General features: G+C 63.5%; 11 protein-coding genes. 5 read left to right on the plus strand and 6 right to left on the minus strand.

The window, feature by feature from the left end; translation table 11 throughout:
- Nucleotides 1-28: 28 nt before the first annotated feature.
- The 3 genes from RAC97_RS15725 to RAC97_RS15735 all read right to left on the minus strand — a co-directional run bounded on the left by RAC97_RS15725 (nucleotide 29) and on the right by RAC97_RS15735 (nucleotide 3,160).
- The gene (locus RAC97_RS15725) at nucleotides 29-862 is read right to left on the minus strand and encodes an amidohydrolase family protein (RefSeq protein ID WP_375100231.1); all 834 of its coding nucleotides are present in this window, start codon (nucleotides 860-862) and stop codon (nucleotides 29-31) included.
- A gap of 209 nt (nucleotides 863-1,071) precedes the next feature.
- Complete coding sequence (locus tag RAC97_RS15730) at nucleotides 1,072-1,803, minus strand: GntR family transcriptional regulator (RefSeq protein ID WP_375100232.1); 732 nt, start codon at nucleotides 1,801-1,803, stop codon at nucleotides 1,072-1,074.
- A 220-nt stretch (nucleotides 1,804-2,023) separates the two neighbouring features.
- A complete protein-coding gene (locus RAC97_RS15735; protein WP_375100233.1) occupies nucleotides 2,024-3,160 on the minus strand; it encodes a TDT family transporter in 1,137 nt (378 codons plus the stop codon).
- Between the two features lie 161 nt (nucleotides 3,161-3,321).
- Between RAC97_RS15735 and RAC97_RS15740 the strand changes: the two genes are divergently transcribed.
- Nucleotides 3,322-4,509, plus strand: a complete 1,188-nt coding sequence (locus RAC97_RS15740; protein ID WP_375100234.1) for an MFS transporter — start codon at nucleotides 3,322-3,324, stop codon at nucleotides 4,507-4,509.
- 227 nt (nucleotides 4,510-4,736) lie between these two features.
- Complete coding sequence (locus tag RAC97_RS15745) at nucleotides 4,737-8,213, plus strand: NahK/ErcS family hybrid sensor histidine kinase/response regulator (RefSeq protein WP_375100235.1); 3,477 nt, start codon at nucleotides 4,737-4,739, stop codon at nucleotides 8,211-8,213.
- Here the strand turns inward: RAC97_RS15745 and rmuC are convergent.
- Nucleotides 8,185-9,543: a DNA recombination protein RmuC gene (gene rmuC / locus RAC97_RS15750; protein ID WP_375100321.1), complete on the minus strand. Its 1,359-nt coding sequence runs from the start codon at nucleotides 9,541-9,543 to the stop codon at nucleotides 8,185-8,187. The genes RAC97_RS15745 and rmuC overlap by 29 nt on opposite strands.
- A 150-nt stretch (nucleotides 9,544-9,693) precedes the next feature.
- Nucleotides 9,694-10,128, minus strand: a complete 435-nt coding sequence (locus RAC97_RS15755; RefSeq protein ID WP_375100236.1) for a tetratricopeptide repeat protein — start codon at nucleotides 10,126-10,128, stop codon at nucleotides 9,694-9,696.
- A 959-nt stretch (nucleotides 10,129-11,087) separates the two neighbouring features.
- On the opposite strand from RAC97_RS15755, the gene RAC97_RS15760 reads away from it, so the two are divergent.
- From RAC97_RS15760 to RAC97_RS15770, 3 genes are all read left to right on the plus strand, one after another.
- Entirely contained in the window at nucleotides 11,088-11,312 is a 225-nt protein-coding gene (locus tag RAC97_RS15760; RefSeq protein WP_375100237.1) for a hypothetical protein, read from the plus strand.
- A gap of 245 nt (nucleotides 11,313-11,557) precedes the next feature.
- Nucleotides 11,558-12,040: a hypothetical protein gene (locus RAC97_RS15765; RefSeq protein ID WP_375100238.1), complete on the plus strand. Its 483-nt coding sequence runs from the start codon at nucleotides 11,558-11,560 to the stop codon at nucleotides 12,038-12,040.
- Between the two features lie 145 nt (nucleotides 12,041-12,185).
- On the plus strand, nucleotides 12,186-13,448 hold the full coding sequence (locus tag RAC97_RS15770) for an OmpP1/FadL family transporter (protein ID WP_375100239.1): 1,263 nt from the start codon (nucleotides 12,186-12,188) through the stop codon (nucleotides 13,446-13,448).
- Between the two features lie 43 nt (nucleotides 13,449-13,491).
- Here RAC97_RS15770 and RAC97_RS15775 read toward each other — a convergent pair whose 3' ends face one another.
- Nucleotides 13,492-14,424, minus strand: coding sequence for a LysR family transcriptional regulator (locus tag RAC97_RS15775; protein WP_375100240.1), 933 nt, complete (start codon nucleotides 14,422-14,424; stop codon nucleotides 13,492-13,494).
- Between the last annotated feature and the right edge of the window lie 24 nt (nucleotides 14,425-14,448).

Raw genomic sequence — 14,448 nt, forward strand, 5'->3', positions numbered from 1 at the left:
GTCGAGTGTCCTTATTGTTGTGAATGTATCAGCGCGTACGGTCGAAGCCGAACAGCTTCGTCGGGTTCACCGCCAGCACCTGGTGGCGCTCGGCGGCATCGGGCAGCAACGCTTCGAACAAAGCGTATTGCGCGGCATAGCTGGTCTGTTGCTCGAACTGGGTGTTGGGCCAGTCGCTGCCCCAGAGGAAACGCTGCAGCCCTCCCGCTGCCTCGCGCACCTGGGCCAGCAGGCCTTGGCTCTTGGCCAGGTCGGACTGGCTGCGATAGCCGGCCGACAACTTCAGCCACAACTTTGGCTCGGCCAACAGATGCAGGAAGGTACGGTGGCTGTCGTTGCTCGGATCGATGCCGGCCTCTGGCAGGGCGAAGTGATCGACCACCACATCCACACCACAAGCCAGGATCGCCGGCACGATCAGCGCCAGGTCGTCGAGACCACGCTGGATCTCTACCTGCCAGCCGCGGCTGGCCAGGCGCTTGAACAGGGCGGTCCACTCAGGCCCGGCATAGTCGGCGAGCGACTTGCCGATCAGGTTCAGGCGAATGCCCACCACCCCAGCCTCGGCCAGTTCATCGAGCTGTTGCTCGCCAATGGTCGCCTCAACCACCGCCACCGCGCGCAGACGCTGCGGATACCGGCGCAGGGCCTGGAGCATGTAGCGGTTATCGGTGCCCAGGAAGCTCGGCTGGATGAGCACGCCATGGGATAGCCCATGGCGGTCCAGGTGGGCCAGGTAGTGCTCGATCAGCGCATCGTAGCCAGGGCTGTAGCGACGGCCGGGCACCATCGGCAGGTCCTGGCGAAAGATGTGGGCATGGGTGTCTATGCCGGTAATGGCAGGTAAGGCGGTGGTGGTCATGAGGCGATAACCCGAGTCGTTTGTTATGGGGTGTCGTCGCAACACATACAGACATATAGTCATATATATGAATTATGCGAACATAAAGCCACCCGCCCCGTTCTGTCAATCGGAGCGGCGAACAGGTCATCGGACGTTAGCGAGCGAGCGCGAATGCAGGGCATCGCGCTGCGACAGACGGTGCATCGAACGGTCAGTTCAGGGCGGGTTCAGCGAATATCGACACGGTAGCGGAAATGCTGGGCGTGGCCATAAGAGCGTCGCCATTCCAGAAGGTTGCCGGCGTAGTCCCTGGCCAGGCGCTCGATCACCACCACCGGGCAGGCATCGGGCAGTTGCAGCAGGCGAGCGTGTACCGCGTCCACTGCTTCGGCGGTCAGGGTTTCTTCGGCAGAGGCCACCACCTGGCCGCACAGTTCTTCGTAGATGGGGTAGAGCAAAGGGCCTTTGCTGGCCAGGTCGACCTCCAGCAACGGTTGGAACGGCAGGCGCGGCAGCCAGATCTCCTCGGCCAGCACGGGCTTTTCGTCCAGCAGACGCAGGCGCACGATGTGGATCACCGCAGCGCCAGGTGCAAGGCCCAGGGCCTGGGCAACCGCCGAGGGTGCGCTCAGGGGCTCGATGGAGAGAATGTGGCTTTGCGGGACGGAGCGCTCGCCATTGGCGGCCTCGAAGCGAAAGAAGCGGAACAGCGAGGACTGGAACTGCGGCCGACGAATGAAGGTACCGCGCCCTTGCTGGCGCTCCAGCACCCCCTCGGCCACCAGCGCATCGACAGCCTTGCGCACGGTGCCGACCGACAGTTCGAACTCACCCGCCAGCGCCGCCTCGGTGGGGATCGCCTCGCCCGGGCGCCAGCGATTGTTGGCGATCTGCTCGACCAGGTGGTCGCGCAGCTGTTGGTAACGGGGCAGGCGCGCGTCGGCTGACAGGGCAGTCATGGGGAGTCTCGTGTTGCTAAGGAAAACAGGTACGTAACCGACAAGGTTAGGGTTATCGTCCAAGCACTGTCAACGTGCGGCGCCAAGCCAGCGGGCAGTCCGCCAGGTCAGGTGTGGGACGCCTTGCCACGCTGGCGAAGCTGCTTGGGAATCAGCAGCTTTTACGAACGTTGCCGCTGCGGGTTTGCCATGACGCCGTCACGCTACCGGCACCTGGGGCTCAGCGCGCGATGCACGGCGACACGAACAAGTCGCCGCGCCACGCACCACGCAACGTGCGGCTGGCCACCAACAGCCACAACCCGGCCAGTGCCACCACCAACATCTGGCCAAACACCAGGAAGAACCCCAGCCCGAGCTCCCCCGCCAGCTTCAGCGTGGCCAGGCTGTACACCCCCAACGGGAAGGTGAACCCCCACCAGCCGAGATTGAAGGGCATGCCCTGGCGCAGGTAGCGCACTGTGATTAGCACGGCGCTGAGCAGCCACCACAGGCCCGCCCCCCACAACACCAGGCCCGCCACCAGGCCGAGCCCGTGGGCCACTTCACCCAGCCCGCCCAGGCCATTGGCCGCGAAGATCGCCGGGGCATCACCGCCCAGCAGCAACATGCCCAGCGCACCAGTACCGATCGGCCCCAGGGCCAGCCAGCTGGACGCGGCCATGTTGGCCGGCGGCAGCTTGTGCAAGGCCATGCGCAGCATGAGGATGGTGAGAATGCTGAACGCCACCGGCAGCGATACCGCCCACATCACGTAGCTGGTGACCACCACCAGGAACTGGCGCTGGGCATCCACCAGGTGCGGGGCCAGCAACCCGCCACTGGCGGCTGCAACCTCCGCAGCCACCACCGGCAGCAGCCACACGGCAGTCATCTGGTCGATGCTGTGTTCCTGGCGGGTGAACATCAGGTAGGGAATGGCCACCCCGCACGACAGCGCCAGCACCACGTCCAGCCACCACAGCGCCTCGACCCATGGCACCAGGGCCTGCCCCCAGCGCGCCAGGCCGAATACCAGCGCGCCGTTGAGCAGCGTCGCCAGGCCCATGGGAATGGTGCCGAAGAACATCGACACGGTGGAGTGGGCAAAGATGCGCCGGGCTTCGTCGAAGAACAGCACCCAGCGCGCGCCATACAATGCGCAGAACAGCACGAACAGGCCAATGCCCAGCCACCAGAGCCCCTCGGCCAGGGGCGCCAGTACCTGGCTGCCTAGCTGGTGCAATGCCAACGCCAGCACCCCAGTGCCCATGGTCGCGGCGAACCAGTTGGGGGTGAACTGGCGAATCACCTCGCGGGGGTGCGCCAACTGGTTGAACGGGCGCCAGGAAGCTGAGAGGTTTGGGAGGCATGGCATGGAAAGTTTCCTCGTGTAAGGTGAAACCATCTTATGCCTGCAAGGAATATCCATATAACGGTTATTTTCTCTATAAGTTATCTATTTTGCAGATATACCAAACCTGACAACACCTGGCCTATCCTGGGCATCGGCAAACTTTGAAAAACAAGGACGTGGCAATGCTCGCCGCACTCAAACGCTACCCCACCACCGTAAACCTGCTGCTGCTCACCACCTTTGTGCTGACCTTGGCACGTGCGATCACCCTGCCCTACCTGGTGGTATACCTCTCGGAAAACTTCCAGCTACCGATCAGCCATATCGGTCTGCTGATCGGCGGGGCATTGATCGTCGCCTCGCTGCTCAGCCTCTATGGCGGTCACCTGGTCGACAACCTGCGCAGCTACAGCGTGGTCATCAGCTCCACGCTGGTATTCGCCCTGGCCTTCGTGGCCGCGATCGCCAGCCGCTCGGCCACCCTGTTCTTCCTTTGCCTGGTGCTCATCAACCTGGCCCTGGCGGTAGTGGACATCGCCAGCAAGGCAGGCTTCTGCGCCCTGCTGCCGGTGGAGGAGCGCGCCGAGGTGTTCGCCATCAAGTACACCCTGAGCAACCTTGGCTATGCCATCGGCCCGCTGCTGGGGGTGGCGCTGCTTGAACTCGACGGCCACCTGCCGTTCCTGATGTCGGCGGCGATGGGCCTGGCCATGTGCCTGGCTTATCACCGCCTGGCCGACCGCAGCTTGCAACCCGGCGAGCGGCAACAGCCCGGTGCAGGGTTCGTGCAGGTGTGCCTGGGGCTTGCACGTGACCGCCGACTGGTGTGCTTCACCCTCGGCGGAGCCCTCAGTGCCGTGGTGTTCGGGCAGTTCACCGCCTACCTGTCGCAGTACCTGGTGGTCACCGCCAGCGCCAGCGAGGCAGCGCGGTTGGTGGGGGTGCTGGTGACCACCAACGCCGTGACGGTGATCGCCTTGCAATACCTGATCGGCCGTCGCATCGGCCGCCAACACCTGATGCCCTGGCTGATGGCCGGGATGGCGCTGTTCATCGTCGGCTTGCTGGGCTTTTCCATCGCTGGCTCGGCGCTGGCCTGGTGCCTGGCGATGGTGGTGTTCACCCTGGGCGAGATCATCGTGATCCCGGCCGAATACATGTTCATCGACCTTATCGCGCCGGAGCACCTGCGCGGGGTCTACTATGGCGCGCAGAACCTGTCCAACCTGGGCGCGGCGCTGGGGCCGGTGATGGTCGGACTGGTGCTGGGGCACCTGGTGCCGGTGCTGGTGTTCTACCTGATGGTGGTGGCGGTGTTGCTGGCGGGGTTGTTCTATTACCTGGGGACGCGCAAGGGTCTACGGAACTAGGCTGGCTGTACCGACCTCTTCGCGGGTAAACCCGCTCCCACAGGTACCCCACTGTTCTCAAGGGCAGTGGGGTACCTGTGGGAGCGGGTTTACCCGCGAAGAGGCCAGCGCAGACACCCCACCTGCGACGACCTGCCACTGCGACCTTGGTCGGCGCTGACGAACCGCCAGCTGCGTGCCAGACTGATTGATCGGGACCGCGTTTACCTTCTTGCTCCGGAGTTTGCATGTCGTTGTCCAGCGGGCTGATCGCCGTGGTCGCCCTGGTCTATATGGCCATCATGTTCGCCATCGCCTTCTACGGCGACCGCCGCAGCAAACCGCTACCGCCGCGCCTGCGCGCCTGGGTGTATAGCCTGTCGCTGGCGGTTTACTGCACCAGCTGGACGTTCTTCGGTGCCGTCGGCCAGGCCGCCGAACAGCTGTGGGCATTCCTGCCTATCTACCTGGGGCCGGTGCTGCTGTTGCTGTTCGCGCCCTGGGTACTGCAAAAGATGGTGCTGATCAGCAAGCAGCAGAACATCACTTCGATCGCCGACTTCATCGCCGCACGCTACGGCAAATCGCAGAGCCTCGCGGTGGTGGTGGCGTTGATCTGCCTGGTCGGCGTGCTGCCGTACATCGCCCTGCAGCTCAAGGGCATCGTGCTCGGCGTGAATCTGCTGATCGGCGCCAACGCCGACGCCACCGGTACCCGGGTGCAGGACACTGCCCTGGTGGTGTCGTTGGTGCTGGCGCTGTTCGCCATCGTCTTCGGCACGCGCAACCTGGACGTCACCGAGCACCATCGCGGCATGGTCCTGGCGATCGCCTTCGAATCCTTGATCAAGCTCTTGGCCTTTCTCGCCGTGGGCGTGTTCGTGGTGTTCAACCTGTATGACGGCTTCGACGACCTTCTCGAGCAGGCGCGCCATTCGGTGCGCCTGGAAAGCTATTGGCAGGAGACCATCAACTGGCCGTCGATGGTGGTGCAAACCGCCGTCGCGATGATGGCGATCATCTGCCTGCCGCGGCAATTCCACGTAACCGTAGTGGAAAACACCGACCCCCAGGACATGCGCCTGGCACGCTGGGTATTCCCGCTGTACCTGGTGCTGGCTGCGCTGTTCGTGGTGCCCATCGCACTGGCCGGGCAAATGCTGCTGGCCGACTCGGTGATCTCCGATTCCTTCGTCATCAGCCTGCCGCTGGCCGAAGCGCACCCCAGCCTGGCGCTGCTGGCGTTCATCGGCGGCGCCTCGGCCGCCACCGGCATGGTCATCGTCGAGGCAGTCGCGCTGTCGACCATGGTTTCCAACGACATGCTGCTGCCCTGGCTGCTGCGGCGCACCAATGCCGAACGACCGTTCGAAGCCTTCCGCCACTGGATGCTGTCGGTGCGCCGGGTGACCATCGTGGTGATCCTGCTGCTGGCCTATGTCAGCTACCGCCTGCTGGGTTCCACGGCAAGTCTGGCGACCATCGGCCAGATCGCCTTCGCCGCCGTGACCCAGCTGACCCCGGCGATGTTCGGCGCGCTGTACTGGAAGCAGGCCAATCGCCGTGGCGTGTTCGCAGGCCTGGCGGCGGGTATCTTCCTGTGGTTCTACACCCTGGTGCTGCCGATCGCCGCGCACAGCGTGGGCTGGTCACTGGCGCTGTTCCCGGGGCTGGCGTGGCTGCATGGCAACCCGCTGGATCTGCCGATCACCCCGCTGACCCAAGGGGTGGTGCTGTCGCTGGCCGGCAACTTCATCCTCTTCGCCTGGGTGTCGATCCTGTCGCGCACCCGGGTGTCCGAGCACTGGCAGGCCGGGCGCTTCATCGGCCAACAAACCAGCGCACGCCCCAACAGCCGCTCGCTGCTGGCGGTACAGATCGACGACCTGCTCAACCTCGCTGCACGCTTCGTCGGCGAGGAACGCGCCCGGCAAAGCTTCATTCGTTTCGCCTACCGACAGGGCAAGGGCTTCAACCCCAACCAGAATGCCGATGCCGACTGGATCGAACACACCGAGCGGCTGCTGGCCGGCGTGCTCGGTACCTCCTCGACCCGCGCCGTGGTCAAGGCAGCCATCGAAGGCCGCGACATGCAGCTCGAGGACGTGGTACGCATCGCCGACGAAGCCAGCGAAGTGCTGCAGTTCAACCGCGCCCTGCTGCAAGGCGCCATCGAGAACATCAACCAGGGCATCAGCGTGGTCGACCAGAACCTGCACCTGGTGGCCTGGAACCGTCGCTACCTGGAACTGTTCAACTACCCCGAGGGGCTGATCAGCGTCGGCCGGCCGATCGCCGACATCATCCGCTACAACGCCGACCGCGGCCTGTGCGGTCCCGGCGAGGCCCAGGTACACGTGGCGCGGCGCCTGCACTGGATGCGCCAGGGCCGGGCACATACCTCCGAGCGCCTGTTCCCCAACGGCCGGGTCATCGAGTTGATCGGCAACCCCATGCCCGGCGGCGGCTTCGTCATGAGTTTCACCGACATCACCCCGTTCCGCGAGGCCGAACAAGCACTCAAGGACGCCAACGAAGGCCTGGAGCAGCGCGTCGCCGAACGTACCCAGGAGCTCTCGCAGCTCAACCAGGCGCTGTCCGAAGCCAAGAGCCATGCCGAGGCGGTCAGCCAGTCGAAGACCCGCTTCCTGGCCGCCGTCAGTCATGACCTGATGCAGCCACTCAATGCCGCGCGGCTGTTCTCCGCCGCTCTGTCACAACAGGCCGAGGGCCTGAGCGGCGAGGCCCAGCAACTGGTGCAGCACATGGACAGCTCGCTGCGCTCGGCTGAAGAGCTGATCAGCGACCTGCTGGACATCTCGCGCCTGGAGAACGGCAAGATCACCCCCGACACCAAGCCTTTCCCGCTCAACGAGCTGTTCGACACCCTGGGTGCTGAATTCAAGGTACTGGCCGCCGAGAAGCACCTGGAATTCCGCCTGCGCGGCAGCCGCCTGCAGGTGCACAGCGACATCAAGCTGCTGCGCCGGGTGTTGCAGAACTTCCTCACCAACGCCCTGCGCTACGGCAAAGGCCCGATCCTGCTGGGCGTACGCCGCCAGGGCGAGCAGCTGTGGCTGGAAGTGTGGGACCGCGGCCCGGGCATCGCCGACGACAAGCTGCAAGTGATCTTCCAGGAGTTCAAGCGCCTGGACAGCCACCAGACCCGCGCGGAAAAAGGCCTGGGCCTGGGCCTGGCAATCGCCGATGGTCTGTGCCGGGTGCTCGGGCATGCCCTGGAAGTACGCTCCTGGCCGGGCAAGGGCACGGTGTTCCGGGTGGGCGTGCCGATCGCTCGGCAACCGCTGGCAGTGGCTGCCGCCCCGGTAGAGCAACAGGGCCAGCCGCTGGCGGGTTTGCAGGTGCTGTGCGTGGACAACGAAGACAGCATTCTGATCGGCATGAACAGCTTGCTGGGCCGCTGGGGCTGCCAGGTATGGACCGCGCGCAACCGCGACGAATGCGAGGCGTTGCTGGCCAAGGGCATGCGCCCGCACCTGGCGCTGGTGGACTACCACCTGGACGATGGCGAGACTGGCACCGGCCTGATGGCCTGGCTACGCACCCGCCTGGGCGAGCCGGTGCCGGGGGTGGTGATCAGCGCCGATGGCCGCAACGAAACCATTGCCCAGGTACACGCGGCGGGCCTCGACTACCTGGCCAAGCCGGTCAAGCCAGCGGCCCTGCGCGCCCTGCTCAATCGACATCTGAGTTTGGTTCAGTAAGCGCCTCGTCGCTCAGCGCACGCTCCAGCAAATCGGCCGGAAGGCTCTTGCTGGCGCGCGCGCCGAGCAGCTTGAGCTGCTCGCTGCGGCTGACCAGGTTGCCGCGCCCTTCGCAGAGTTTGTTGCGCGCGGCTGCATAAGCCTTGTCCACCTGCTGCAGGCGTGCGCCCAGCTCGTCCAGGTCCTGGATGAACAGCACGAACTTGTCGTACAGCCAGCCGGCGCGCTCGGCGATTTCCCGGGCATTCTGGCCCTGGCGCTCCTGCTTCCACAGGCTGTCGATCACCCGCAGGGTGGCCAGCAGCGTGGTAGGGCTGACGATCACGATCTGGCGGTCGAACGCCTCCTGGAACAGCGTCGGCTCGGCTTGCAAAGCCGCCGAGAAGGCTGCCTCGATGGGCACGAACAGCAGTACGAAATCCAGGCTGTGCAGGCCTTCGAGGCGGCTGTAGTCCTTGCTCGACAAGCCCTTCACGTGGCTGCGCAGCGACTGCACGTGCTGCTTGAGCGCCGCTTCGTCGTTGCCGGCGACGAACTGCTGGTAGGCGGTGAGGCTGACCTTGGCATCGACCACCACTTGCTTGTCGCCCGGCAGCATGATCAATACGTCCGGCTGGAAACGCTCCCCATCGGCGCTCTTGAGGCTGACCTGGGTCTGGTATTCGCGGCCCTTTTCCAGCCCCGCATGTTCCAGCACCCGCTCCAGGATCAGCTCGCCCCAGTTACCTTGGGTTTTCTGGCCCTTGAGCGCCTGGGTGAGGTTGGTGGCTTCGTCGGACAGGCGCAGGTTGAGCTGTTGCAGGCGCTCCAGTTCCTTGCCCAGGGAGAAGCGCTCGCGGGCTTCCTGCTGGTAGCTTTCCTCGACGCGCTTCTCGAAAGCCTGGATGCGCTCCTTGAGCGGGTCGAGCAGTTGGCCCAGGTGCTGCTGGCTGGTCTGGGCGAAGCGCTGTTCGCGCTCATCGAAGATGCGCGTGGCCATTTCGGCGAACTGGGCACGCAAGGTATCGCGGGCGCCCTGGAGGTCTTCCAGGCGCTGCTGGTGGCTTTCCTGCTGCTCGTGCAGTTCGGCCTCCAGGCGCGCGGCCTGGGCCTCGAGGCGGCGCAGTTCGGCTTCACGGCCAGCCCGCTCGAGTTGCCAGGCGTGGGCGGCATCGCGGGCGTTGTCGCGGTCGATCTGCAGCAGTTCGAGCTCGCGCCCCTGGGCAGCCAGGGAGGCCTGCTTGTGTGCGTTGGCTTCGCTGAGGTCGCTGATTTCATCGCGGCAGGCGTCAAGTTGCGCCTGCAACCCTTCCTGGGCCCATTGCGCAGCGGCCAGGCGCTCTTCGCTCAGCGCCAGCTCACCCTGCCGCGCAACCAGGCGGCGCTGTACCTGCAATGCCCACCCCAGGCAAGGTACTGCGGCGGCGATGATGCCCAACAGAATACTGGCGAGATCCACTGCCATGCTTGCTCCGGTGTCGGTTTGAATGCTGGGTGCAGCTTACTCGGTTTTTGCCCGAGCTTGACCGGCCAGACGGCCCTGCACCAGCAACCGCCGCGCTTCCTGTGAGCCCTGTTCGGCGGCCAATTCCAGCCAGTGGCGTGCCTGCTCGGGCGCCTGTGCCTGGCACAGGCGGCCATATTCGAGCTGCGCGCGCCTGTCGCCAGCGCGGGCGGCCTGACGCAGCAGTTCATGGCCGATGCGACGGTCGCGCGCGTTTCCACATTCGCGGCAGAGCATCTGCCCCAGCCGGCTCTGGGCCACCACCACGCCCTGGCGCGCCGGATGCTTGAGCAAGCGTCCGGCAAGGTGCTTGACGCTGGGCTTGCTACCCAGGCGCGGGCTGTCCAGCAGCCACAGCGCCACTTTCAGGGAAAACTGGGTGGACGACGGGTGTGTCGGGGATTGGGCGAAAGATTTACCGCGAAACTTCATGACCAACAGCAATGCAGACTCGAAAGGCGCGCCACTCTACGCGTTTTTTCTGACAAACGCGCGGATGAAATACGACCGTTCGGGAAATTTTTCATGGCGCTTTTCTTGACGCTTTTCAGACAAGCCAGTGCCGCATGCCAGCTGAAGGGGTACTCGTCGGATAATTCCCAAGTCGGCTGCCAGACCCGTCCTAGAGCAAGCGCGAAGGACAATCCACAGAACCTGTGGATAACTCGGTGGACAACCCCCCTGCAGGGACCGCAAACCCCTGTGGGGTGGGGCTTGCAGTTAAACTGACGATTTTTTCACCAGTCAAAATAAGTGTTTTTTTTCATTGACTTAAGGATTCAGTCAAGGCATTGGCGGATCGCTCGTTGAGCATGACAAAACGCTTACAAGTCACCCTGCAGGTGTGTACAACCGCACCATTGGCGTGCACCAGCGCGGAAAAACATGCCCTTCTGTAGGGATTGACCTGCGCAACGGCCCTCTTCCCAACGGGCCAAGCAAGAGAGATAATGCTCGGCTTCGTCTAGACAAAACCCAAAAAATGCTTGCCATGCCTTCGAACGTGAGGTAGTGTGGCCGCCGTTAGTACCCAGCTGAAAGTCAATTCTGGCCAATGATGTCCTTGCGCAGGCAGCCCTCCCCGGGCCAACCTCGCTGAAACCAGGACGCCGGCCCCCTCGATGATTCACTTGGCGACATCCATCGCCCAAGCACGAATCACCTAGCAGATTAGATTGATCGGGATCTTCACCAGGCGCCATGGACCTTGGCCCTGGCACGTTGCCCGTCTTCTGAAGTACCTACCAGTCAGCCCAGCGCCCACCTATTGCTTGCGCCACACTGGCTGCCTTGTTCCAGGCAGGTTTTGCGTCTCCTTAATAAAGACGTCACTGGAACGTTTCTATTGTGCACGGATCGAACCCGTGTCTATTGCAGGAACCTCCAACAACATGACTACTCATCATCAGATCCAGCGCGCCGTCGGCACGCTTTCCCAGGCCTTCGCACCTTTGCAGTGCCTGATCGTTGCACCCCGCAAGGGCAGCTTCAGCTTCACCCTGGTGGACGAGCATGGCGTCGCGCGCCACACCGAACGCCTGTACGCCGACCAGTACAACGGCGCCGAACCGCTCCAGGCTGTCATCGAGCGCACCCGTCAGTCGCTGACCGCATGAACGAATGGGCAGCGATTCAGCCGATGAATACCCGCCTCTGAAAGCTGCCTGAATGCTCTTGGTGTAATTGCCACAAGGCATATGGCCAGGACCAGAAGGCAGCAATTGATTTAAAAACAGTCCTTTACACAATGGTTATCACACTACACTTCAACTCGAGCGGTGCGAGCCGCTTCCGGCGGGCCTGAACATCCAATAGCTGCCAAGCTCCAGCGCCCGTCGGCCCCTGACAGTTCGAGGGCACCATGGGTATCGCTGCGAACGAATTGAGCCAGTATGTGATCCGACCAACCCTGCTTTACCTGGGTCGTCATTGCGCCAGCGCCGAAGCCTTGCTGCTGGGCGTCGCCGCCAGCCAGTCGGCAATGGGCGCGGCCCTGCACGACCGGCGCGGACACGGCCTGTACCGCATCGCAGAGAGCCGTCACCAATTGCTGTGGGACGACTATCTCGCCCGTGACCCTGAGCTGGCCAGCCTGGTACGCGGCCTGGCCAGCCAGCATGCCTTCCTCGGCGGTCCGCACCTGGAACTGACCGTCAACCTGCGCTATGCCACCGCCATTGCCTGGATGCTCATCGAGGAGCAAGCCACGGCATTGCCGGCAGCGGACGACCTGATGGGCCTCGCACGCATCTGGAGACAAACTTTTCACCCGCAAGGGCGTCTACGTGACTTCACCCAAGCGTGGCAAGCCTGCATTGCTCAGAAAGTACCTGTGGCATCTTGAGACGGGTCCTACAAAGAACCCGAAAAAAGGGAATTTTGGTCAGATTGTCCTACAAAACCGCTCTATCTCCATGGTTTCAGCCTATGGCGTAGTGCGTGAATTGTTGGTAGCTTCTCGCCCCGGAGATCCCAAGGAGTTTCTAATAATGAAAAAAGCAATGCTCAAAACCTCCCTCGGCGTAGCCATCGCGCTCGCGTCCAGCCACGTGTTCGCCAGCGGTTTCGCCCTCAACGAACAAAGCGTCAGTGGCATGGGGACAGGTTTTGCGGGTCGTTCTTCCGCTGCCGATGATGCCTCGACCGTTCACGGCAACCCTGCCGGCATGTCGCGCCTCAAGCGCGAACAAATCACCGTAGGTGGCGCTGCCATCATCGCCAAGACCGACATCTCGGGCCCAGGCAGCAACCTGGGTGGAGAAACCGACGGTGACATGGTGCCTGTCGTGGGCGTGCCCATGGGTTACTACGTCAAGCCACTGGACGACAACTGGACCGTAGGCTTCGGCGTCTACGTGCCGTTCGGCCTGGTCACCGACTACGGCAGCGACGATGCCGCCCGCTACTGGGGCAAGAAGAGCCACGTTGAAGTGGTCACCTTCCAACCCACCATCAGCTACGCCTTCAACGACAAGGTCTCGATCGGCTTCGGCCCGACCTTCAACCGCATCAAGGGCGAGCTGGGTTCGAGCCTGATTACCCCGACCACCCCTGGTCGCAACGATGGCGAAGTGAAGATCAAAGGCGACGACACTGCCGTCGGCTATAACATTGGTATCCTGGTGCAGGCCACCGATCGCACCCGCCTGGGCCTGACCTACCACTCGATGGTCGACTACAAGCTCGAAGGCAAGACCAAGATCCAAACCCCGCTGATCGGCCCGTTCAGCGGCAGCAAGTTCGATGCCGAGCTGAAGATCAAGACTCCGGAATCGGTGGACGTCTCGGTCACCCACGAGCTGGATGACAACTGGACCCTGTACGCAGGCAGCACCTGGACCCGCTGGAGCCGCCTGAAGGACATCACCGTCACCAACGAAGTGCCTGCCCCGCTGAACCCGAGCTTCGGCACCATCAGCGAAGAGCAGAACTGGCACGACACCTGGGCCCACGCCGTCGGCGCGTCCTACAAGGTGAACAAGCAGTGGACCCTGCGTACCGGCTTTACCGTCGACCAGTCGCCCACCAACAACCAGGACCGCTCCCCGCGCATCCCAACTGGCGATCGCAAGATCTTCAGCCTCGGTGCCGGCTACAGCCCAACCGACGACATGACCATCGACGTGGCTTATTCCTACCTGTGGGAAGAAGACACCAAGGTCAACCATGTCAGCGCGACCAAGGGTAGCTACCAGGCCAAGTACGAAAACAGCGCCCACGGTATAGGCGCCTCGCTCACTTACCGCTTCTAAGCGGTTCGTAGCGTATTAAGAAACCGCCCTCGTGGCGGTTTTTTCATGCCTGTCGTACCAGCCAAGCGTCGCCCAGGGCGTTCTGCAGGAAATCCATGAAGGCGCGGACCTTGGCCGTCATGGCGAAACGGTCGGACAGGCACAGGTAGACGTCCATCGGTTCGGCCTGGGCATAGGCCTGGCTGTCATCGCGCTGCTCGAACAGCGGCACCAGTTGGCCGCTGTCCAGGTAAGGACGGGCAATGAACTCCGCCATGCGCGCGATGCCGCCGTGGTTGACGGCCATCTGCGCCAGGGCGTCGATGTCGTCGCTGATCAGCACGGCACCGAACTCGACCTCGAAGCGCAGCCCATCGCGCACGAACCCCCAACGCAGGAAACGCCCGTCAACCGGGTAGCGAAACACCAGGCAACGGTGCTCGCGCAAAGCCTCCGGCGTGCCTGGCCAGCCGGCCGTGGCCAGGTAGCCGGGCGAAGCGCAGTAGATGAAGGGAATGCGCGCGACGTGTCGCGCGACCAGGTTGTCTTCCAGTTGCGGGGTAATGCGTATGCTCACATCGATGCCTTCGCGGGCATGATTGACCTTGCGATCAGTCGTCACCAACTCTATCGAAAGCAAGGGGTAGCGGGCGCTGAATTCAGGAATCAGCGGCGCCAGTACATGCCGCCCGAATGCCGAGGTGGAAGCGATGCACAAACGCCCCTGGGGTTCGCTGTCGGGGGTGGTCACCGCCTGCTCGGCCAGGGCCAGGTCGCGCTCAACATGCTTGACCCGTTCGTAGTAGAGGCCTCCCGCTGGGGTCAGCGCCATGCTGCGGGTACTGCGTGACAGCAGGCGTACCTGCAGGTGGCTTTCCAGGCGTGACAGGTTCTGGCTGACCGCAGCAGGTGTCAGGCCCAGGTTGCGGGCGGCGCCAGCAATGCTGCCCGCCTCCACCACCTTGATGAAACTGCGCATGGCGTTGAGCAAGTCCATGCCGACTCCCGATGATTCGTAAGA

This window comes from Pseudomonas sp. LS_2 (genome assembly GCF_042709235.1).
GTDB lineage: Bacteria > Pseudomonadota > Gammaproteobacteria > Pseudomonadales > Pseudomonadaceae > Aquipseudomonas.